The organism is Streptomyces sp. NPDC001508 (assembly GCF_040298665.1).
Classification (GTDB): Bacteria; Actinomycetota; Actinomycetes; order Streptomycetales; family Streptomycetaceae; genus Streptomyces.
Genome location: NZ_JBEPAP010000052.1, coordinates 1 through 22,775 on the forward strand (window position 1 = coordinate 1; position 22,775 = coordinate 22,775).

Sequence of the window (22,775 nt, forward strand, 5' to 3'; positions counted from 1 at the left end):
ACCGGCACCTGCGCCACCTGCCACCAGCCCCTGCCCCACACCCGAACCAGACACCGATCAGCCAGAACCACACCGACCTAACGGAGCCCTACTAGGAGCGGACGAGGCTCTGTGGGATGACCGGTTTGTGGGCTATCTCTATGACGATCCGGGCGAACGCGGCACGGTGTGGCTGCGTTTGACGCCCGTCTCGCTCACGGCCCAGGACCTCAGCTATACCGTCGTTCCGTCCTGAGGCCGGCGCCACCGGCTGGGGTGGGAGATTTGCTCCCGCCCCGGTCCCGTTCCGGTGTCGGCTTACTCGATGGCAGGTTCAGCGGGCTTGTCCGCGAGGTTCCTGGGTCGCTTGCGGGGGCGGTGGCTGGGGCCGTTCATGATGACCTGGTGGCCGGCGTTGATCAGTCGGTCCAGGAGGGACTCGGCGACGACAGGCGATGATCCTGCCGCCGCCGTGCATGTAGTAAAAGACGGGCACCCCTGCCGGCAAGCCCACCGGTCTGAGGACGAGCAGCGAGATCTCGGGAGCGCCTGCCGGACCGGGTACGGACAGGTTCTGCAGTCGGACGGTCCCGTTGCGCGTCAGGTCCTCGTCGGGGACCGCGAACATGGGGTTGGCCCGCAGTTCCGCAATGTCCTCGGCGGTGATGGTCGGTGACAGGTGTTCGTGTACGACCGTCAGCACTGCGGCGAGTTCCGGGTCGAGCGGTGGGTGTTTCCTGGCCATCGGCGATTCCTCGGTTCAGGGGCGGTGATCTCGTCGGCGAGGGGGACGATGACGGTGTCGGCAACCCAGCGTGCGACGCCGGTCGGGTAGGGCGCGCCCAGTTCGAGCACGGTGTGGCTGAACCCGCCGTCGAGCGCCGCGCGGATGGTGTGGCGGGTGTGCTGGGGCCGGTCGTAGCAGACGACGGGCAGGACGATGGATCGAGTGATCTCAGCCGGGTTTCTGCCGGTCTCGCAGCTTGGTGAGCAGAGCGCCACGCGGTGGAGTCCCGGCGCGGGTCGAGCGCGCCATGCCGCGGAGGTCGCCGAGGGTCCGCCAGCAGCAGGCCACCCTCCATTCCGTCAGCGCTCGCCACCGTCCAGGCGGCGCCGGTCGATCGGACGCAGCGGTCGCGCCCGTGTCCCGGGGTGCGGCGCGGACAGGTGCGGCCGGCCGGCGCCGGTCAGGCGGGCCGTCAGGAGATGGTCAGGTGACAGGGTCTTGCCGTGGGAGAAGACGATGACCGGCCGGTCGCGGCCTGTCGTCGGCGCCGAGACCCGCACCCGGACGTCCTCGCCGCGCTCGGGTGCCGCATGCGTGACACTGTCGGCGACGATCCGAAGACGCCGGTCGTCTCGTTTCCCAACCCGCAGGCGCGCCGGCGTTGCTCAGCAGACACGGGTGACGGCCGGAATGCGCCATGGTCTGGCATGATGCAATCGGAGCAACACTCCACATCAATGTTCGAAGCATCGCTCCGCTTGGCGAGGCTGGAGGTTCCCGCAGTGTCATCGGCTGACTCGCCGCAGGCCGTGGCCGGCCGGCGCAAGCGCTCGGACGCGCGCCGCAACGCGCAGACCCTTCTCGACGCCGCCGCGGCCGTCTTCGTGCGCGCCGGGATCGACGCGCCGGTGCGGGACATCGCCGCGGAGGCGGGCGTCGGCATGGGGACCCTCTATCGCCACTTCCCCACCCGGTCCGACCTGGTCGTCGCGGTCTTCCGCCACCAACTCGACGCGCTCGCCGCGCCACAGCCCACCGCTCCCGGCCGGACTCCCGAAACTCCCTTCGAGGCCCTTCGGTCATGGGTGGCCCGGTTCACCGACTTCCTGGTCACCAAGCACGGCCTGGCCGAGGCCCTGCAATCCGACCAGGCAGGCTACGAAAGCCTGCACGCCGAGTTCGTCGACCGCTTGGTCCCGGTGCTCGATCAGTTGCTGCGGGCGTCCGCGGACGCCGGCCAGACGCGTACGGACGTACGCCCCCTGGACCTGATGATCGCCGTCGGCAACCTGTGCATCGGAGCGGGGACGTTCCCCGACTACCGCGCCCGCCACATGGTCGACGTCCTCCTCGCGGGCCTCGCACGACCCGCTCCGGCTCGGACGGGCAGCGAGCCCGCGTAACGCCCGCCGTCCGGCCTGCGCAGAGCCCGGTGTATGTCCTCTGGTGACCGGGGAATTCTCATCGTGCTGGACACCGGCTACGACGTCACCCGCCCCGTCTGCCTCCTGGCAGACCTGCCCGTCGAGCTGGTCGGCCGACCGCGCTCGGACCGGGGTGATGCCCCGCGATGCCGGAGAGCGCCGCTCCACCCCACGCGGTCGGCAGCCCCGCAAGCACGGCGACGTCCTCACCTTCGCCAGACCCGGGGTCCTCACCTTCGCCAGCCCCGGGACGTGGCCCATCCCCGACACCGCCGGCAGGTGCGGGACCACCCGCTGCGGCACGGCCGAAGCCCTCGCCCGGCACCTGATGCACCCGCGCCTTCAGGCCCGCGGCCCCTGGAAGGACGGCCTTCCCCCGGCGGCACGGGTGGAGATCCCGGTCTCCGACTCCTTCGACGGCGACCGTTGCACGAGCCCGTCCGCGTCAACGCGGTCTCGGTGTACTGGTACGACGACACCGGCCACGGTGCCTGTCGCGTCCCCGAGTCCTGGCGGCTGGAGTACCTCGCCACGGACGGCCAGTGGCACCCCGTGAACGGCGCCCCCGGCCACGGCATCGCCACCGACCGGTTCAACCCTCCTTCCCCCTCGTCACGACCACGGCACTGCGCATCACAGCGCGGCTCCGCTCCGGGTTCTCCGGCGGCATGCCGGCCTGGCGCACCCAGCCGGGCGGCCCGCGCACCTGACAGCCGGCAGACCTGCACGCACACACCGCCGGCCCCGACCCGCCCGGTTCCCCGCCAGGCCACCGGCACGACCGGCCCGGCCGCCGTGGCCGGGGCTACGGACGGGCCGGGATCGGCACGGTCCGGTCCTGGTTCCGGCTCGGGGCGGACGGGCCTCCGTCGTCGGGTTCGCCTTCGCCCACATGCTGGGACCTGATCCGCCAGCAGTACGACCAGATCGTGAAGTACACCACCGCCCTACGTGACAGAAGCGGCTCACCGACGCCGAACGGCGGGCGTTGTCCCTGCTGTTCCGGACACACATGAATGCCAACGGCCGGTTCGAGCTGGACATGAACTCCCACCTCGACCTCGTCGCCTCGGGCGCGGTGCCCGGCCCTCGCACCGCGCCGCCGTCAGTCTCGGCGCACCTCCCGCACCGCCGTGGTGACCTCGGCCAGCACCGACGGGATCGGCGCGACACCGAGGCCGGGGCCGGCCGGGACCGTCAGGTGTCCCTCGCGCAGGACGAAGGGCTCGGTGATGTCGGTCGTGTAGTACCGGTCGGAGGCGGAGATGTCCCCGGGCAGCGTGAAGTTGGGAAGCGCCGCCAGCGCGGTGTTGCCGGCGCGGCCGAGGCCCGTCTCAAGCATTCCGCCGCACCACACCGGTACGCCGGCCGCGGCGCAGACGTCGTGGATGCGGCGGGCCTCAAGGTAGCCGCCGACGCGGCCGGGTTTGATGTTGACGATGCCGCACGCGCCGAGTGCGATGGCGTCGGCGGCGGACCGGGCCGAGACGACCGACTCGTCGAGACAGACGGGGGTGCGCAGGTTCCGGGCCAGGGCGGCGTGCCCGAGGAGGTCCTCCTCGTCGAGTGGTTGCTCGATCAGCAGCAGGTCGAAGGCGTCGAGGCCGGCGAGGTGCCGGGTGTCGGCCCGCGTGTAGGCGGCGTTGGCGTCGACCTGGAGAAGTGTGGAGTCGCCGAAGCGCTCCCGGACGGCGCGTACCGGTGCGATGTCCCAGCCCGGTTCGATCTTGAGCTTGATCCGCACGTAGCCCTGGTCCAGGTAGCCGGCGACGGCGTCGAGCAGTTCCGGCACCGAGTCCATGATGCCGACCGACACGCCGCTCGGCACACGGTCGGTGACGGCGCCCAGGCCGGCCGCGAACGACATCCCGTGGGAGCGCAGTTCGGCGTCCAGGACCGCCGTCTCCAGGGCGGCCTTCGCCATCCGGTGGCCCTTGACCCCGGCGAGCAGCGGTCCGACGGCGGCAGCGGTGACGTCCTCGGCGGACATCAGCGGCGGCACCAGATGGCGCAGGAGGACGTCTTCGGCGCCCTCCACGTACTCCGGGGAGTAGCTGGCGTCGGCGCCCGCGACGCACTCCCCCCAGCCCTCGGCGTCCGACGCCGTCACCCGCACCAGCAGTGCCGAGCGCTCGTACTCGGTGCCCAGGGACGTGCGGAACGGGGCGACCAGCGGCAGGGAGACGCGGTGCAGCGATACGCGCTCGATCCTCATCGTCCCTCACCCCGGGCGAGGACGTAGCCGCAGGCCGCTCGGTCGAAGTCGACGAGTCGGGCGCCACCGGCCAGCAGGGTGCCGAGGGCGTCGCGGACAGCCAGGCGCCAGTCCCGTGCGAGGGAGGGGTTCCGCGTGCGGAGGAGAGCGATGTCGGGCGGTACGGCGACCAGGACCCGTCCTTCCCCTGCGCGCCGGGCGACCGGGCGGTCGCCGTCAATGGCCAGCAGGGCCTTCGCGGGCGGCGCGGCGGGCCCTGGAGCGGCGTTCTCCTCGCACGCGGCCCGGACGCGCTCGGCGGTCAGGTCCCAGCGCAGCATGAGCCGGTCCGAGGCGTCGGCGCGGTTCAGGCCGTCGGACAGCGGACCGTAGTAGTCGGTGAGGTACTCGCTCGCGGTGCCGCCGAGTTTGCGTATGTTGAAGTGGGCGTTGCGGGCGACGAGCGGGTCGAAGGTCCAGGTGATCCGTTCGACGCCCTTCTCCAGGGCGTGTGCCCGCTGGTCGAGTTTGAGCGCGAAGCCGACGTCACGTCCGCGGGCGGCGGCGTGGACGCCCGCGATGTGGCTGTGCATCGCGGGGTGTCCGGGCGGCCCCCACAGGCCTACGCAGGCGCCGAGAAGGTCGCCGTCGCCCGCGGTCGCGTCGAACGCGCCCATCACGTGGCTTCCCGCGTCGGCCATCGCCTTCACGACGTCGGCGGCGAGCGGCGGGTGGTCAGGACCGGTCTGCCACACCTCGCTGAGCAGCCGCTCGCAGGCTCGGCTGCGCTCCGTCGAATCCAGCGCTCGCATCCGTACGCCCGACCTGCGGGCCGCTCGTGTCGCGCTCGCCCGTGCCCTGTCTGCCACCGCACCTGTGTCCACGACTCACCATCATCGGCCCGGCAAGGGCGCCGCGGAGGGTCCGAGATCATCATTCAGGACAACTTCAAGAAACCGTCAACCTTTGGCCAATTCTTCGCTGCCAAGCTTCACTTGATTGGGCGTCATGAACCTCAACCGAGGGGCCCGGCGACATCAGGTCGTGCTCGACCCGTCCGAGGTCCCTCTCGCGGACGCGGCGGTCCGGACACTGGCGGAAGTCGCTCGACGGCTGGACCGGGATCTCGGCCTGTCCCCGGCCGCGACGGACGCGACGACAGTCGCCGTCCACACGCGGGACGCGTCGGACGGCGCCGCCGGCCCCGTCGCCCACGTGCGGGTGGACCCTCTCGGCCGTTTGTCCGTGCACTTACAGTGCCCTCCAGGTGACCCCTGGGAACGCGCCGTGTCGGCCGTCACCGAGATGCACACCGAACTGCTCTCCTCGGTCCTGGCGAATCCGGCGCTCGACCTCCGTGAGGCAGCCGCGCTGTCCGAGGCCACGAAGTCGGCGGTGCTCGGTCCGCTCGCGGGAACCGGTGCGGACCACGGCCCCTACCGCAGTATCCCCGAACAGATCCGGTCCGTCGCCCTGGAGCGTCCCGACGCCGTCGCGGTGCACGCTGCCGACGGAACCCTGACCTACCGGCAGTTCCTCGCTCACTCCACCGCCCTGGCCGCACGGCTGCGCGCCATGGTGCCGCGTGCGGACGGCCTGCTGCCCGTCCTCGTGGCGGACGGTCTCGCGCTGCCGGTGTCCTGGGCCGCCGCCGTGTTCGCCGGGATCGGCTATGTGCCCGTCGACCCCCGCTGGCCCTCCAGTCGGATCGAGTACGTCCTCGACGCGCTCGACGGACCGGTGCTGTGCGCCGACCCCGCCGCCGTTCCCCCCGCCCATCGCTCCCGGGCGGTCCAGGTGGAGGTCACGGCGGGCTTCGGGCAGCCGACGAGCGAAGACCTGCCCGACCCGGCGGCGCACGACGTCGTCTACGGGGTGTACACCTCCGGTACGACCGGCGTCCCCTCGTGCGCGGTGAACTTGCACGGCGGCCTGGTGAACCGGCTCGCGTTCATGAACCGCTGGTTCGACTCGCCGCCGAGCGGCGAAGTGGTGCTGCAGAACACCCGGCACACGTACGACTCGGCGTTCTGGCAGATCTTCTGGCCGCTGACGACGGGTGGCGCGACGGTGGTGCCCACCGCCGGCGAGCATCTCGACCTGCAGCACACCATCGATCTCATCGAGACCCACGCCGTGACGGTGACCGACTTCGTCCCGGCCGTGCTGAGCGCCCTGCTGACCCTCCTGAGGCGCCGTCCGGCGACGATCGAGCGGCTGCGCTCGCTGCGGCACCTCGTGATAGGCGGCGAGCAGATCAACCCTCAGGACGTGCACCTTCTGCGGGAACTGCTGCCGGGGCTGCGGGTCAGCAACGCCTACGGGCCCTCCGAGGCCTCGATCGGCATGATCTTCCACGAGGTGGGCGCCGACGACGGCGACACCATTCCCCTGGGACGGCCGATCGACAACTGCTTCGCGGTCGTCGTCGACGTCGACGGCCGGCCCGTGCCGCCCGGGGCGACGGGCGAGATCCTCATCGGCGGTGCCTGCGTCGGCGCCGGCTACCACGGCCAGCCGCACCGCACCGCGGAGCGGTTCTTCAGCTCCGAGTGGTTCGGGCGGACGTATCGCACCGGCGACCTGGGGCACATCGACACCGAGGGCCGGTTCCACTTCGGCGGGCGCATCGACCACCAGATCAAGATCGGCGGAGTACGGGTCGAGCCGGGCGAGATCGAGACCGTTTCCCTGGCCTGTGAGGGGGTCCGTCAGGCGGTCGCGCTGGTCGTCGGATCCGCCGCGGGCCGGGAGCTGGTGCTCGTCGTCACCGGGTCGGCGAGCGCCGAGTGCGTGCTCGCCCATCTGCGCGAGCGGCTGCCGCGCGGCAGCACACCCCGGCGCGTGGTGGTCGTCGACGAGATGCCGCTGACCGACGGGGGAAAGATCGACCGGCGGCGCCTGGCGGCCCGCGCCGAGGGGCCCGGCCCTCAGCCCCCCACCACCGACGACGCCGATCCCCTGCTGACCGTCCTGAGGACCGCCCTGGGACGCCCGGACTTCTCCGCCGACGAGGACTTCTTCGCCGCGGGCGGCAACTCCCTCCAGGCGATCACGGCCGCCGTCGAGCTGAGCGACCGGTTCACGGTGGACCTCGGCGTCCGGGACATGGTGGACCATCCCACGGCGAACGGCCTGAGCAGGCTGATCGCTCGCCGCGGGCAGAGCTCCGTGCCGACCCCGGCCGAGCTGGTCGCCACCGACCTCGCCGCCCTCACGGCCGCACCGGAACCCCGACACAGCCACCGGGACAGCGGCCGGGCGGCGCGTGCGGTACTGCTCACCGGCGCCACCGGCTTCCTGGGCACCCGGCTCCTGTACGAACTGCTTGAGCGCACCGACCTGACGGTGTACTGCCTCGTGCGGGGCCGCGACGATTCCGACGCACGGCACCGCCTGCTGTCCGCTCTGTCGGCGCAGCGGCTGGCGCGCCCCGAGCACGAGGCGCGGACGGTCGTGGTCACCGGGGACCTGGCCCGGCCCGGGTTCGGGCTGACGTCCTTCCACTGGCGGTCCCTCGCCGAGGCCTGCGGCCTGGTCCTCCACGGCGGGGCGCTGGTCAACCTCCTGTACGACTACCGCATGCACCGCGAGCCCAATGTCCTGGGCACCGCGGAGATGATCCGCTTCGCCCGGGAGGCCGGCGGCATCCCGCTGTACCACGTGTCGACCCTCGGGGTCCTGTACGACCACGCGATGGCCGGTGGCCGCCCGGTGCCCGCTGACATCGATGTCACCGGTGTGACACCGCCGTCGAGCGGCTACAGCCTGTCGAAGTGGGTGGCCGAGCGGCTCCTGCACGCCGCCGCCGACCTGCCCGTGACCGTGCTGCGCCTGGGCGAGCTGATGCCCTCCCGCGACGTCGCCGTGCCCAACCCGAACGCCCTGACCCATCTGCTGCTCACCGCCTTCGAGCGGCTGGGGTCGGTGCCGCGGGCGGAGATCCGGTCGGACTGCAGCCCGGTCGACACCGTCGCACGGGCCATCGTCGACGCCGTACAGGATCCCACGGTGCGAGGGCGTGCCCTGCACCTGTTCACTCCCGGCAGCGTGCACTTCGGCGATCTGGCCGGCGCGCACGCGGAGCGGGTCTCCTGCCTGCGTTTCCTCTCCGAGCTGCGTGAGGCCGCGGCGGCCGGCGATGTCGAACTGGGCATGCTGCTCGCCGTCGTCGAGCACCGGGCCGGCGAACTCGCCGACACCGAGGCCGGCCTGCGTGACGTGCTCGAAAACCTCCTCCAGGACAACCCCGCGCTGTTCACCGCGTCGAACACCCGCCCCAAGGAGCCAGCCCGTGCATGACCAGGAACGAGCGACCGCGACGTCGAACCCGCCCGCGGCCCCGGCCGAAGGGCCTCGGACGCCGATGAGGCGGCGCACTCTGGGGCGGCTGGGCTGGAAGGTCGGCAAGGTCGGGTACGGCATGTGGGGGATCGGCGGTGGCCCCGGCGGATTCACCGGATGGGACTACGACATCGCGCCGGACGCCCTCGACCTCGCCGTCGGCATGGGATGCACGTTCTTCGACACGGCCTGGGTCTACGGCCGCGGCAAGTCCGAGAGCCTGCTCGGCGAGTTGCGCGGCCGTCATCCGGGCGCCGGTCTGCGGCTGGCCACCAAAGTCCCGCCGCTCAACCGGGCCTGGCCGCCGGGCCCGCAGGACACCCTGGAGGACGTCTTCCCGGCCCGGCATGTCCTCGAATACACGCGCCGCAGCCTGGACAACCTCGGCGTCGACCGGATCGACCTGCTGCAGTTCCACGTCTGGGAGGACCGGTGGGCGGCCGATCCGGCCTGGCAGCGGGTCGTGACCCGGCTGAAGGAGGAGGGCCTGATCGACGGGTTCGGGATCAGCGTGAACCGCTGGGAGCCGACGAACTGCTTCGCCGCGCTCGACACCGGTCTGGTCGACGCCGTCCAGGTCATCTACAACGTCTTCGACCAGGCGCCGGAGGACGAACTGTTTCCCCGTGCGGTCGAGGAGAACATCGCGATCATCGCCCGGGTGCCCTTCGACGAAGGGTCCCTGACCGGAACCCTGAGCGCCGACACCACGTTTCCGCCCGAGGACTGGCGGGCCGTCTACTTCGGACCGGAGAACCTGCCGCCGACCGTCGAACGCGTCGACGCGCTGCGCGGTCTCGTCCCGGACGGCGGAACGCTGCCGGAGCTGGCACTGCGGTTCGTACTGCACCACCCTGCCGTCTCCGTGGTCATCCCGGGCATGCGCCGCCCCGCCCACGTGCGCTCGAACATGAGCGTGTCCGGGTCGGAACCCCTGCCCGCGGATCTGCTCGAAGCGCTGCGCGCCCATCGCTGGGACCGGCGTCCGACGCACTGGTCGATGTGAGATCCGAGAAAGTGAGGTGATCCGGGTGATCCACACCCACGAGGCGTCCCGTCCCGCGGTGGACGGCGACGTCTGGTCGTCCCTGGCCGCCCAGGCCGCCCGGACGCCGCGAGCGGTGGCGCTGGCCGACCCAGCCGGTGAGCTGGACTACGAGACGCTCTTCGCTCTGGTGACCGAGACGTCGGACCGGCTGGCCGACGCCGGCGTGCGGCCGGGCGACCTCGTCGGGATCCGCCTGCCGCGGGGCCGGGACGCCGTCGTGGCGATGCTCGCGGTGCTGCGGGCCGGAGCCGGTTACGTACCGCTGGACCCGGCCTACCCCCCGGCGCGCCTGGCCATGATGGTCGAGGAGACGCGGCCCCGCGCCCTGGTCACGGCCGACGGTGTGCTGCCACTCGACGACAGCCGTCCGCAGCACGATCCCGCGTACGTCATCTTCACCTCGGGTTCGACGGGTCGTCCGAAGGGCGTCCTGGTCGGACGCCGGCAGTTGCACGACTTCACCCGGGTCTTCGCGGACCGGTTCGCCATCGCCGAGGGCGACCGGCTGCTGCAGTTCGCCTCGATGAGCTTCGACACCAGCGTCGAGGAGATCTTCTGTCCGCTGCTGCGGGGCGCGACGCTGGTGCTGCGCGACGACGACATGATCAGCAGGCCCGACCTGTTCTTCGCCCGCTGCGACGCGCTCGGCATCACCGTGCTGGACCTGCCGACCGCGTACTGGCACGAGCTGGTCGCGGCCCTTGACCGGGGTGAGACCGCCGTGCCCGCCGGCGTGCGGTGCGTGATCATCGGTGGCGAGACCGCGCGGCCCGACGCGGTGCGCCGCTGGCAGGCCGCGGTGGGCGGTGCCACCCGGCTGTTCAACACCTACGGCCCGACCGAGACCACGGTGGGCGCAACGGCCGCGGACGTCACCGAGTGGTCCGGGGACATCGTGCCGATCGGCTCCCCGCACGCCGGGGTGACCTGCCGCATCGACGACAACGGCGAGTTGCTGATCGGCGGCATCGGGGTGGCCGAGGGCTACCTCAACCGCCCCGACCTGACCGCGGAGAAGTTCGTCACGACGCCGGGCCGGGGGCGCGAGTACCGCACCGGGGACCGCGTGCGCCGCTCCGCCGACGGGCAGCTCGAGTACCTGGGCCGACTCGACGACCAGGTGAAGATACGGGGCCACCGGGTCGAACCGGCGGAGGTCGAGGCGACGCTGCGCGAACTGGACGACGTCACCGACGCCGTGGTGCTGGTCGACGGGCGCACGGGCCGCGCCAGGCTCGTCGGCCACCTCGTCACCGGCGCCGGGACCGACTTGTCCGCGCTGCGCAGTGCCCTCGCCGACGTCCTGCCCGCCCACCTCGTCCCGGCCGTTCTGGTCCGGCACGAGCGGTTCCCCCTCACGCCCCAGGGCAAGATCGACAAGGCGGCACTCGCCGGGGGAGCGTCCCCGGGCCACGTCACGGACGTCGCGCTCACGGCGGGCGAACGGAAGGCGGCCGACCTGTTCGAGGACGTCCTCGACGTCACCGTCACGGGCCCGGCCGACGACTTCCTCGCCCTCGGCGGCGACTCCCTGGACGCCGTACGTCTCATCGCGGCCCTGCGGCTGCGCCACGGCGCGGAGCTGACGCTCACCAGGTGGTACGCGGACCCGACCGTCGCCGCGCTCGCCGGGGTGATCGAGGCCGCGACGGGCGTGGCGGACGACGCCGCCGTCGCGACGCTGGCCGAGCAGGTCCCGCACCCGCTGAGTCCGATGCAGCGGGACTACTGGATCGCCGAGCAGTTGTGCGCCGACCTGCCGGTGTACACGCTCGGCATCCGTTATCGCTGGGCCGAGCCGGTCGACGTCGCAGCGCTGACCGCAGCGCTGGATCAACTGGCCCGGCGCCATCCGCTGTTGCGAGCGCGGTTCCCCGACGACGGCACCGAGCCGAGCATGGTCGTCGATCCCCCGGCATGCCTGCCCCTGACGCGGGGCACGGCGGACCGCGGCGGCGTCGACTTCCGGCACGGCCCGGTCGCCCACGCCTTCCTGGACGGCGACGAACTTGTCCTGGTCGTGCACCACCTCGCGTTCGACGGCTGGTCGGCAGGGGTGTTCGGGCAGGAACTCGCGGTGCTGTACCGGGCCGCGCGCGACGGAGCCGACCTCAGTGCCGTACCCGGTCTGGCGCCGGCCGCCCCCGTGCCCGATCTCGCCGCCCGCAGCGCCGGGGCGAGGACCGACGCGGCGCTCGTCTCGTACTGGCGGACACGGTTCGACGGCGCGAGCCTCGACCTGGAACTGCCCACCGACCGGCCGCGCCCGGCCGCCCCGTCCTACGCCGCCGGGCGGGTCGTCCGACCGCTCGATCCCGCCCTGCTGGACCGGCTGTCGTCCTACGCGGGCGAGCGGCGGGCGAGCCTGTTCATGGTGGTCCTCGCCGGGCTCCAGGCGGTACTGCGGCGGTACACGGGGCGTACCGACGTCACCGTCCTGGCCCCCGTGGCCGGGCGGTCCGCCGGTGAGCCGGCCGCGCTGGTGGGACCGGCGCTGAACGTCCTGCCGCTGCGCGGCGACGTGACGGGTGAGCCGTCCTTCGACGAACTCGTCGCGCGGGTGCGGGACGCCGTCCTCGGCGACCTCGACCACCAACGGCTGGCGCTGCCCGACCTCGTGGACGCGCTCGGCCGGCCCGGTGCCGCCAAGCGCCTGAGCCCGGTGATGCTGACGGTGCACAACACCCCGGGGACGGACGACCCGATCCTGCGCTACGCAGGCGAGCTGCCGCCGGCCGCCACGATGGTCGACCTGGCGCTCGGCCTCGACTTCCCCGCCGACGGCGCGGTCCTCAACGCCGACTACGCCGCCGAAGTCCTCGACCCGGCACGCGTCGAGGCGTTCCTCGACCACCTGCTGACCCTGCTCGACGCGGCGCTCGGCGACACGGACACGCCGGTCACCCGGCTGCCGATGCTCACCGACGACGAACACCGGCGCATCCTGCACGACTGGAACGACGTCGTTGCCCCGGTGCCTGATGCCACCGCCGTGCACCAGCTCTTCGAGGGCCACGCGGCCGCGACACCCGACGCACCCGCGCTCACGGTGGGCGGCGACACCCTGAGCTACGCGGAGCTGAACCGCCGGGCCAACCGGCTCGCCCGCAAGCTGCGCCTGGAGGGGGTCGGACCCGGTCGTCGGGTGGCGATCGTCCTGGACCGCGGTGTCGGCCTCTTCACCGCGATGTGGGCCGTGCTCAAGGCGGGCGGCGCCTACGTGCCGCTGGACCCGGCCTATCCGCGCGACCGCCGGGAGTACATGCTGGCCGACAGCGGGCCGACGGTGGTGGTCGACGCGGAGTACCTCGCGGGGGGCCTCCCCGACGACGACAGCGATCTGCCCCTGCTCTCCTCGGCCGACGATCCGGCGTACGTCATCTACACGTCGGGCTCGACCGGCCGGCCCAAGGGCGTCGTCGTCACGCACCGCAACCTCGTCCACGCGGCCGGCATGTGGCAGCGGGCCTACCGGCTGCGGCCCGAATGGACGTATCTGCAGGCGGCCAGTTTCTCGTTCGACATGTCCGTGGGCGAGACCATGCGGGCGCACCTCAGCGGTGGCCGTCTGGTGGTCGCCGCGCGCGAAACCCTGCTCGATCCGGCCGGCCTGCACGCGCTGATGGCGACCGAACGTGTCAACTGCACCGAACTCGTGCCCGCGGTGCTGCGCGCGCTCCTCGACCACACCGAACGCTCCGGGCAGGACCTGGGGTTCGTCGACCTGCTGATCGGCGGCGGCGAGAAGTGGGACGCCAAGGAGTACGAACGGGCGCGGCACCTGGTCGGCCCGGACGGCCGCGTGGTCAATTCGTACGGGGTCACCGAGGTCACCGTCGACAACGTCTACTTCGAGGGTCCGGTCGGGCACCTGGCCGACGACGCGCCGTTGCCGATCGGGCGTCCCTTCCCGAACAACCGGGTCTACGTGCTGGACGCGCAGCGCCGGCCGGTGCCCGCGGGGGTGGTGGGCGAGCTGTACCTGGGCGGGGCCGGCGTGGCCGCCGGTTACCACGACCGGCCCGATCTGACGGCCGAACGTTTCGTGCGCGACCCGTTCGTCGTCGAACCGGGCGCCCGGATGTACCGCACCGGTGACTCCGCACGGTTCCGCGCGGACGGGGTGGTCGAATTCCTGGGCCGGATCGACGACCAGGTCAAGATCAACGGATACCGGATCGAGCTGGGCGAGGTGGAGGCCGCGCTCGGCGCGCTGCCCGGCGTCGCGGCGTGCGCGGTGGCCCCGCACCGGCCGAGCGGCGGCATCACGCAGCTCGTCGGTTACGTGGTGACCGAGGACGGGGCCGACACCGACGAGGCCGCCTTCCGGGAGGCGCTCGCGGTGGCGATGCCGGCGCACATGGTCCCCGCCCGCGTCCTCACACTGCCCGCCCTTCCCCTGACACCGAACGGGAAGCTGGACCGGCGCGGTCTGCCCGCCCCCACCGGGGCGGCGCCGAGGTCCGCCGGGGCCGCGGCGAAAACCGACACCGAGAAGCGCATCGCGGCGATCTGGTCGGAGGTCCTCGGGACCACCGACCCCGGCATCGACGACAGCTTTTTCGCCCTCGGCGGCGACTCGTTCTCCGCCCTCAAGGCCGTGCGCCGCATCGACCCGGCCCTCGCACTGGTCGAGTTCTACCAGCACGCCACCGTCCGTCGGCTGGCCGCACACCTCGACACGCGCCCGGACACCGCGCCCGCCGGTCAGCGGCTGCTGCACCGGCTGACCGCCGCGGACGCCGACCCCGCCACCGGTGGACACACCGTGGTGGCGGTGCCCTACTCCGGCGGCAGCGCCGTCGCCTACCAGCCCCTCGCCGACGCCCTGCCCGCGAACTGGGCGCTGCGCGCCGTGGAGCTGCCGGGCCACGACCGTTCCCGGCCCGACGAGCAACTGGAGCCGATCGACGTCGTCTCCGACCGTATCGTCGCCGAACTGTCGTCGATCGAGGGCCCCGTCGTCCTGTACGGCCACTGTCTGGGCGTGGCGCTCACCGTGGAGGTGGCGCGCCGCGCCGAGGAAGCCGGTGTACCCCTGGCCGGGGTCGCGCTCGGCGCCGGGTTCCCGACGGCGCGGCTGCCCGGCCGGCTCTTCGACTGGATCTACCGGCACGTGCCCGTGGACCGTTTCACCAACGACCGCGAATACCTCGCCTATCTCCGGGCGCGCGGAGGGTTCACCGATCTGGACGACGAGGAGCAGAAGGCCTTCGTGCTCCGCAACGTCCGGCACGACGCCCGGGACGCCGAGGAGTACTTCACCGCCGCGTACCGGGAGAGGTTCCGGCGGCTGAGGGCCCCGGTTCTCGCCGTCGTCGGTGCCCGGGACCGGGTCACCGAGCACTACCAGGAACGCCACGCGGAATGGCGGCACTTCACCGACGGCGGCGTCGGCCTCGCCGTACTGCCCAAGGCGGGACACTTCTTCCTCAAGAGCCACGCGGAGCCGCTCGCGGCTGCCCTGGCCGGCTTCGTCTCCGACGAGCGGCGGCCGTCCACCGGGGCGGACAGTCCCGACACCGAGCGGGCCCCGCGCGCCGGCGCGACGCCCGATCTGCGCAAGTTCGCGCTGGTCGCGTTCGGCCAGATCCTGTCGATGATCGGCAGCGGGCTGAGCACACTCGTGCTGAGCATCTGGGTGCTCCAGCAGACCGGCTCGATCACCTCCTTCGCCGTGGTGAACGCCATCGGTCTGCTGCCCGGCATCGTCGCCGGGCCGGTCGCCGGCGCCGTCGCCGACCGGTGGGACCGGCGCAAGGTGATGCTGGCGAGCGACAGCTCGGCGGGACTCGCGATGGCGGCCCTCGCCCTGCTGATGCTCGGCGACGGACTGCATCTGTGGCACGTGTATCTCGCCGTGACAGTGACGTCGGTGGCCGGGGCGTTCCAGCGGCCGGCCTACCTGGCGGCGGTCGCACAGCTGGTGCCGAAGCGCTATCTCGGTCACGCGGGCGGAATCGGGCAACTCGGCGTGGGCGTCGGGCTGGTGTTCTCCCCGATGCTGGGAGCCGCGCTCATCGAACCGATCGGCATCGGCGGGGTGCTCCTCGTCGACATGGGCACCTTCGCCGTCGGAGCGCTCACGCTGCTCCTCGTCCGCTTCCCGAACCTCATGTTCCGCCGCCGCGAGGAGAGCTTCGGGGCGGAGATCCGCAACGGCTGGCGCTACATCGCCCGCCGGCCCGGCCTGCGCGCCGCGCTCCGGTTCTTCGTCATCGACCACGCCTTCTACACGCTGGGCTTCGCCGTGATCACCCCGATGCTCCTCGTGGAACAGCCCGCCTCGGTGCTCGGGGTGGCGCTGGGGGCCGGCGGCGTCGGCGGACTCACCGGCAGTGTCGTGATGGGGCTGTGGGGCGGGACGGCCCGGCGCAGCCACGGGATGCTCGTCTCGATGGGGATCGGCAGTCTCGCGATGGTCCTGGTCGGCATCTCCACCGCGCCGGCCCTGATCGTCACCGGGATGTTCCTGGTCGGCTTCGGCGAGTCCCTCGCGGAGGGCCACTGGATCGCCATCGTGCAGGGCAAGGTCGGGCTCGAACTGCAGGGCCGGGTCCTGTCCCTGTTCATCACCCTGATGATGCTGACGATGCCGCTGGGCTACCTGGTCGTCGGCCCGCTGGCCGAGCGGTACGTCCAGCCGCTGCTCGCGTCCGAGGGCCCGGGACGCGGCCTCGCGGCACTGATCGTCCTCAGCGGGCTGCTGCAACTCGCGTGGGCCGTCCGCGGCTGGTTCAACGACCGGCTCCGGCTGATCGAGGACGAACTGCCCGACGCCGTACCCCCCGCCGAGATCGGTACCCGCGACGACCTCCAGCGGCAGGCCGACGAACTGCTCGGTGCCCACACCCGGTGAAAGGAACCCATTCCGTGCTCCCCCCGACCACTGCCACGCCCGTCGATCCGTCTCCGAGCCCCTTGATCAGCGCGGACGGCCTTCTGCCGGGATCGCGGGTGCTGCTCAAGGACGAGACACACCACGCCTCAGGCAGCCACAAGGAACCCGCGGCCCGCGCGGTCGTCGCCCGCGCCCTCGCGGAGGGCCACGACCGGATCGTCGTGGGATCATGCGGAAGCTACGGGCGGGCCATGGCGACAGCGTGCGCGGCGGCGGGCACCCGCTGCACGGTCGTACTGCCCGCGGACTGGGGCGACGGCGGGGCCTTCGCAGCGGCGGCGGGGGCGGACATACGTTTCGTCGCCGGGGACTACGAGGACGCGGTCGAGGAGTCCCACCGCCTGGCCGCCGCGGAGGGCGCCGCGGACGGCAACGTCGACGGGCCCTACCAGGACGCGATCGCCGAGGGACACGGTACGGTCGTGGACGCCCTGTACGAGCAACTGGGCGGGGCACCGGTCTCCCTGTGGATTCCGCTCGGCAACGGCACGACCGTCGCCGCCGCCCACCGCCGGCTGCTCGCGCTGGACTGGCCGGTCGCGCTGCACGGCGTCGGCTCCCGCGGCAACAACCCCGTCGTGGTGAGCTGGCCGGGACCGTACCGCGTGCTCTCGGCCGCCGAAATCGTGACAACGGACCACAACGAGCCCCTGGTCAACCGGCACGCCCTGCACGGGCCCGACGCGATGACGGCGATCGCCGCCTCAGGCGGCACGGTGCACGCCGTGGACGACGACGAACTGCTCGCGGCGCAAGCCCTGCTGGGCCGCTACGGCCTCCGGCCCTCCCCGGCCGGCTCGGCCGCGCTCGCCGGACTGCTGGCCCACGCCCGGACCGTCCCCGCCGGTGGTGACCACGTCGTCCTGTTGTCGGGCCGCCACTGACACTTCCCTGATCAGAGCCTGCCTGGGACGGACGCTGTATCGGCCCAGGCCGCGTATGGCCCGCCTGCTCGGCCAACTGCCGGCAGTTCTGACCGGTCACCATCGTCGCGCTTCTGGCGCCCCCGGAAGCCGCCCGCCCCTCTGTCCCCACGGCCGTCCCCGACATCGTTGCGCTGCGAAGGACTCCGTGACGTCCACGGACCGTCACTGATCACCGGGCCCGCCGATCTGACGGTCGGCGGGCCCACACCGTCAGTCCATCGAACGCAACCGGTCCGGTTCGCTGCCGATCGCATCCCGCAGCACATCGTGCTGCGGACCGAGTCTGAACCGCTCGTCACTCCACCGCTCACGCGGATACAGCCACACCGGCTTGCCCACCAGTTCGGCTGGCTCCCCTTCGAAGCGCGGCCGGACATGGGCAGGCAAGAAGGGATCAGTGTTCCTCAGGATCTCCGGGTTGACCCGGCGGAAATCAGGGTCCAGCTGTCGACAGGCCCGCTCAACCGCTTCCCCGAGTCGGTCCATGTCGGACAGAAACAGAGCTTCTCAAGGTCCGCGACAGAGCCAAGTCAGGGCGCGTCTGCCGTGGGCATGCCGGGGAGATCGGCGGCGCCGTCCGGGAGGCCGAGCCACGCCGCCAGGGCGACAGGGTCCGGTGGCGTGCCTGTGACCGCGGCGACGCGGGCGTGGACGGCTCGGACGACCTCCGGACGGTGGGTCAGTGACTGCGCCGCCAGAGCGGTGCTGGGGTCCCCGGAGGACCCCACGGCACCGGTCCTGCGCAAGGCGAGTCCAAGCCGAATCCAGGGCACGTGCCGCTGTGGCCACCGTGTCACCTGGTCGACGGACAGACGGCGTGCCGAGTCGACCTCACCCAGGAGGCGAGCCGCGTCGGCGGGGTCGACAACCTCTTGGGACGGCCCCGGGACACCGGGGGCAGTGGCCGACCGAGTCAGACCGGACAGGTCGGTCGCTGCTCGGCACAGCAGCGCCGTGTAGTCGTGGAGAACGGGCACGGCATGGTCGGGGCGCAGTGCGCTGACGACAGGCCGGTCGGGCCGTTGAGGCGCGCCGGCGGACCATGCCTCGGCGAGTTCCGCCACAGCGGCTGATTGAGGACGCAGGTGATGCAGCCGCCATCGCGAGCGGTGGGCCACCACGGCTTCTGTGGCGAGCGTCGTCACGTCGTCGGGCGGGACAGGATGGTCAGTCCAGGTCGTGGCGCTCTCGCCCATCATGGCCGTGAAATCCCGTCCTGCGCTGGGCAGATGGGGAGAGGAGCGTAATACGGTGTACGCGTCCCAAGTCTGTATGCGCCAGTGGACCAACTGGAACTGGGCGCGCCGCAGCGCGTCGCCCGTCGCCTCGCAGGTGAGTCGCCTCCAGAAATCGACCACGCCGAAGAAAGCGAAGACTCCGTGGAAGAAGCCGGACAGGGGGCGCGGGTCGTCACGCCACGGCGCGTAGTAAGACGCAGTCTCCGATTCTTCGTCCTCGTCGCCATACAGGTCCATGACGTCCAGTACTGCGTTCAACTTCATGTGTCGGAATTCGTGGACCAGGGTGACGGCGAGTTCCACGGCATCCGAGGGGGTGGTGAGGACAACTCCGCCGAACGCATCGGTGGACGATGTGGAGTTCACCGCTCCGCCGGACGTCGCCGGCCGTGGCGTGAGGGTGGTGAGAGCCGCCGCCATTGCTTCGGCCTGCCGAGGGTCCGTACGTTCCAGCAGGTTCCCCGCGTCTCGGGTCAGCTGCTGCCAATGGGCGACCTCTGCAAGGTTCAGCCGGGACGGCGCCACAGGGCCGTCCGTCTCCCGGTAGGGATCCTGGTCGTCCAGGATGAGGTTGAAGTGGCCGGGCCCCATGGGCTTTGTCGGCATGCGGTGCGTGGGGAGCCAGCCATGGGGAGTGCGCTCGGCAGGGCTCGGCAGCCGCACCTCGGTGCGCGCGCTCAAGACCACGGCTGAGCCGTTCGTCGCCACGACGTGCGCCGTGGCGGTCCCGGCGGTTCGCAGGTCCGCGGTGCCGAGGGTGGGCAGGAAGGCAACGCCGCCGCGCAGTCGGACGGGGAGAGTGAACACAAGTCCGGCCCTGATGGCCGCCGCCGCTGCGACAGCGTGCAGGTGCGCAAGGTCGGCGGACGGCGGGTCGGATCGTGCGGAAGGCCCGTCTTGGAGGGAATCGAAGGCTCGTAGCGCCCGGCTCATCCACCTGCCTACGGCCGGGTGGAGCAGAACCGTGGTGACTGCCTCGGGATCAGCGAGATCGGCCCGCAGGAAGAGGTCCCGTACCTGCGAAACCATCGGGGCCATGTCCGTATGGTCGGTTGTGGTCGCTGCTGTCCGGCGCAGGAGTTCACCCAGAGCCAGCGCACGGACGCCGCGGTGGTGAGCCCGCAGTCGTGCGATCAGGGCGGGGTCCTCTTCACCGGTTGCGAGGGCTCTTATGGCGTCGGGGCTGGGGAAGGAGGGCTCGGACCCAGGTGTCAGGTCTTTCTGCTCGAAGGGGGGAACGGGTGAGGGGCGGTAGGTTCGCGTGGACGGCCTGGCACGGTTCGGCTGTAAAGGGTGCCTGTTCGGCACGCTGGTTCCTGAGGAATAGTCCCCGCCTGGCTCGTCGCCCGAGGAATTGGTCCGGTGGGGCCGGATGAACCGGTCCAGGAGTCTTGCCGTGGCAGGGGAAGCACCGTCGTGGTGGCGGTGGGGTGACAGGGCCTCTTTGAGTGATGACTCCGTCAGATCATGGGGGGCGAGCGCCGGCTGACTCCGGACCTGCCACGGGTTCCTCGCGGGGGTGGCTCCTCGACCTGGGTTTGTATCGTCAAGGTTGTCGCGAGTGGCGCCCGGATCGGGCAGGGAAGCGGCTCGCTGGCCGAGTTCAGTGAGCACCATGGCGAGGTTTTGCGCGCAGATGGCGACATGGGGATGGTGGTCGCCCAGGCGACGCTTACCGGCCTCCAATGCGGCCCGGAAAGAGTCGGCGGCCAGGTCGGGGCGGCCGAGCAGATGCCAGACGGTCGCTAGTTCGTGCCGGGCGGCGATGGTGTCCGGATGATCCGGCCCGAACTGGCGCTCGTTGATTCGCCAGATTTCGGTGAACTCGTCCCTCGCCCGCTCAAGAGATTCGGGTTCCGACTCGTGGTCCCGGATCATGCGGGCGCGCTCGTGGCGGGCGGCGAGCACGTAAGGATGATCAGGTGGCAGCACCTTGAGATGTGCGCACACGACATCCTCGGCGACGCTTTCGGCTTCCTCGGTATGTCCCGCGTCGCGCAGGGCTCGCGCGAGGCTCACTCCCACGGCCAACGTGTCCAGGTCGGTTTCCCCGGCCAGGTCCAGGGTCAGCCTTCGGACGTCGCGCAACTCGCTGACTGCTTTTCTGAGGTGCCCACGTTTGTGTGCGAGCCTTGCCAGGTCGCGCTGGATACGCAGGATGCCCCGCTCACCGGCCGCCGGGTTGCGTCGACGCATCGTGAGCGCCGCCTGCAACTCTGCCTCGGCGGCCTCGTAACGCCCGAGTTCCTGCAGCGTGCGTGCCCGGCCTGTCCGGGCCGACTGGAGGTACGGATGCGCATCCGGCAGACTGCGTTGGCCCATGTCCGTGAGGTCTCGGTACAGTTCGTCCGCTTCCGCGAGGTCCCCCTTTTCGCGCAGTGCCCGGGCCAACTGCAACCGGGCGGCAATCGTGGCGGCATGCTCGTCACCGAGCAGACGCGCCGTGATCTCGCAGGCGGATTCGAGTTCGGTGACGGCCTCGCCGTACATGCCCACATAAATGTGGTACTCGGCAGTGCCCACGGCAGGTTCGGTGGCCGCGATGACCAGGGCCGCATCCGTTTCGTCGTCGAGGCTGCGCTCGTACGCGGACAGCAGAAGGAGAGCAGCGGCACCGTGGGGTGCGATCGCCCGCCACGCCTGCCAGTGCGTCGGGTCGCCGGCCTCCAAGGGGTTGGTGACCCGATGCAGAAAAGCTGTGACATGACGGAGTATGGACAGGGCCTGCGCGGCGAAGTCGGCGTGTGCGCGGCTTGCGGCCCGGACCATCGGGTGGATGGTGATCCATCTCAGTGGGTCCCCGTCGGATACGCCCGAGGCGTCATGCGTCACTTCGATGGTGATCAGCTTCAGCCCGGCCAGACCGTTCAGAGCCTGCCGGAGTTGCGGCTGCGTCGGGGCGCCGAAGAACTCGCTCTCGGCGAGCAGGTCCGGATCGAGCAGTTCCTGGTACGGAATGGGGGCCGGGCCGAGGGCGGACAGCAATCGCAGAAGGGGCCGGGCCAGGCCGGTGCCCTGGCGATGCAGCAGATCGAGGGAGAGCTCCCAGGTGCTCGTGATCGCCCGGCGGCTGCGCTCGGCCAGCCCCAGGTCCGTGTCCGGATCGGTCGCCATGTCGGCCAGGCGTACGTCGAGGCTGCGGCGATAGGCGGCGAAGGTCACAGGCGTCGAGGGCGATGGCAGGGGGTCGTCGAGCGCCCGCGCAAGGTAGGAGCCTGCGAGGTCGAGCGCCAGTGGCAGGCCCCCGAGGTGCTCGGCGAGTTCCCGGGCCTGGGATACGGTTCCCGCCTGTGACGCCCAGTCACACAGCATCTGCGCGCCGTCCTCGCAGGAGAGCAGGCCGACGTCGGCCATGTGTACCCAGTGCCCCCAGCGTTCCGCGCGCGACTCGCGACTGGTGATCAGCACCGTCCCCCAGGGGCGCGCGGGCCTGCGAAGCCATCCGACGCCCTCGGCGGTACGGCTGCCAGCGCCGCGGGGTCGTCGACGTTGTCGAGGACCAGAAGCCATGGTGAGGTGAGGGCATTGAGCTGCTTCCACAGCACGTCCGCAGGGTGGGCCCCGGCGAAGTCGGCCGCTGTGGCACCCGCGGCGAACGCCACCGCGCGCAGCGCCCCGGACAGGCCCTCGCCGTCCGCTCCCGACACCCACCACACCTGAATCGAGGAGCCGGCAAGCCTATGAACCGTCTCCAGCGCGACCGTCGTCTTGCCGCACCCGCCCATTCCCGACAGCAACCACACGTCCGACATTCCCGGGTCGCCTTCGGCACGCCGCCTCAGCGCGCCGGTCAGTTCGGCCACCAGTTCCTCGCGCCCCCGCAGTCGCTCCGGCGCGACCCTGCGTTGCGGCACGGCCAAGGGCATGCTCATCGCAGAGAGCGATGTCGCCGACTGCGAGGGCCAGTGCGGCGTGTCTGCTTGGCCCGGAGAGGGCGCCCACCGCCATTGCTCGACGTTGTTGTAGGTGACCTGAGCGCCTGCGGCCATGGTGC

General features: G+C 71.6%; 11 protein-coding genes and 2 pseudogenes. 6 read left to right on the top strand and 7 right to left on the bottom strand.

Features of this window, described 5'->3' with window-relative positions:
• A pseudogene (locus ABT245_RS33650) lies at window positions 1-235 on the top strand (hypothetical protein); the annotation flags it as partial.
• A gap of 440 nt (window positions 236-675) precedes the next feature.
• Here ABT245_RS33650 and ABT245_RS33655 read toward each other — a convergent pair.
• Window positions 676-981, bottom strand: coding sequence for a hypothetical protein (locus ABT245_RS33655; protein WP_351741155.1), 306 nt, complete (start codon window positions 979-981; stop codon window positions 676-678).
• A gap of 84 nt (window positions 982-1,065) precedes the next feature.
• Window positions 1,066-1,266, bottom strand: a complete 201-nt coding sequence (locus ABT245_RS46280) for a hypothetical protein (RefSeq protein ID WP_502982245.1) — start codon at window positions 1,264-1,266, stop codon at window positions 1,066-1,068.
• A gap of 222 nt (window positions 1,267-1,488) precedes the next feature.
• On the opposite strand from ABT245_RS46280, the gene ABT245_RS33665 reads away from it, so the two are divergent.
• A complete protein-coding gene (locus tag ABT245_RS33665; protein ID WP_351741157.1) occupies window positions 1,489-2,109 on the top strand; it encodes a TetR/AcrR family transcriptional regulator in 621 nt (206 codons plus the stop codon).
• A 1,126-nt stretch (window positions 2,110-3,235) separates the two neighbouring features.
• Here ABT245_RS33665 and menC read toward each other — a convergent pair.
• Together menC and ABT245_RS33675 are read right to left on the bottom strand one after the other, a co-directional pair.
• Window positions 3,236-4,345 (bottom strand): o-succinylbenzoate synthase, encoded by a 1,110-nt coding sequence (menC, locus tag ABT245_RS33670; protein ID WP_351741160.1) that lies wholly within the window; start codon window positions 4,343-4,345, stop codon window positions 3,236-3,238.
• Complete coding sequence (locus ABT245_RS33675) at window positions 4,342-5,136, bottom strand: hypothetical protein (RefSeq protein WP_351741163.1); 795 nt, start codon at window positions 5,134-5,136, stop codon at window positions 4,342-4,344. The genes menC and ABT245_RS33675 overlap by 4 nt, the downstream gene beginning before the upstream one ends.
• Before the next feature lie 196 nt (window positions 5,137-5,332).
• Here ABT245_RS33675 and ABT245_RS33680 point away from each other — a divergent pair, with 196 nt between their 5' ends.
• The 4 genes from ABT245_RS33680 (at window position 5,333) to ABT245_RS33695 (ending at window position 17,501) form a co-directional block, all read left to right on the top strand.
• Window positions 5,333-8,626: a non-ribosomal peptide synthetase gene (locus ABT245_RS33680; RefSeq protein WP_351741166.1), complete on the top strand. Its 3,294-nt coding sequence runs from the start codon at window positions 5,333-5,335 to the stop codon at window positions 8,624-8,626.
• A 64-nt stretch (window positions 8,627-8,690) separates the two neighbouring features.
• Entirely contained in the window at window positions 8,691-9,674 is a 984-nt protein-coding gene (locus ABT245_RS33685; RefSeq protein ID WP_351741168.1) for an aldo/keto reductase, read from the top strand.
• Window positions 9,675-9,699: 25 nt separating this feature from the next.
• Entirely contained in the window at window positions 9,700-16,575 is a 6,876-nt protein-coding gene (locus ABT245_RS33690) for a non-ribosomal peptide synthetase/MFS transporter (RefSeq protein ID WP_351741171.1), read from the top strand.
• 14 nt (window positions 16,576-16,589) lie between these two features.
• Window positions 16,590-17,501 carry a pyridoxal-phosphate dependent enzyme gene (locus ABT245_RS33695; protein ID WP_351741173.1) on the top strand — a complete coding sequence of 304 codons (912 nt, stop codon included), beginning with the start codon at window positions 16,590-16,592 and terminating at the stop codon, window positions 17,499-17,501.
• Window positions 17,502-17,753: 252 nt separating this feature from the next.
• Here the strand turns inward: ABT245_RS33695 and ABT245_RS33700 are convergent.
• From ABT245_RS33700 to ABT245_RS33710, 3 genes and pseudogenes are all read right to left on the bottom strand, one after another.
• Window positions 17,754-18,041: pseudogene (locus ABT245_RS33700) on the bottom strand (diadenosine tetraphosphate hydrolase); the annotation flags it as partial.
• Between the two features lie 32 nt (window positions 18,042-18,073).
• Window positions 18,074-22,189, bottom strand: a complete 4,116-nt coding sequence (locus ABT245_RS33705) for an aKG-HExxH-type peptide beta-hydroxylase (RefSeq protein ID WP_351741176.1) — start codon at window positions 22,187-22,189, stop codon at window positions 18,074-18,076.
• Window positions 22,183-22,653: an AAA family ATPase gene (locus ABT245_RS33710; RefSeq protein WP_351741178.1), complete on the bottom strand. Its 471-nt coding sequence runs from the start codon at window positions 22,651-22,653 to the stop codon at window positions 22,183-22,185. Before ABT245_RS33710 ends, ABT245_RS33705 begins: the two co-directional genes overlap by 7 nt.
• Window positions 22,654-22,775 lie beyond the last annotated feature (122 nt).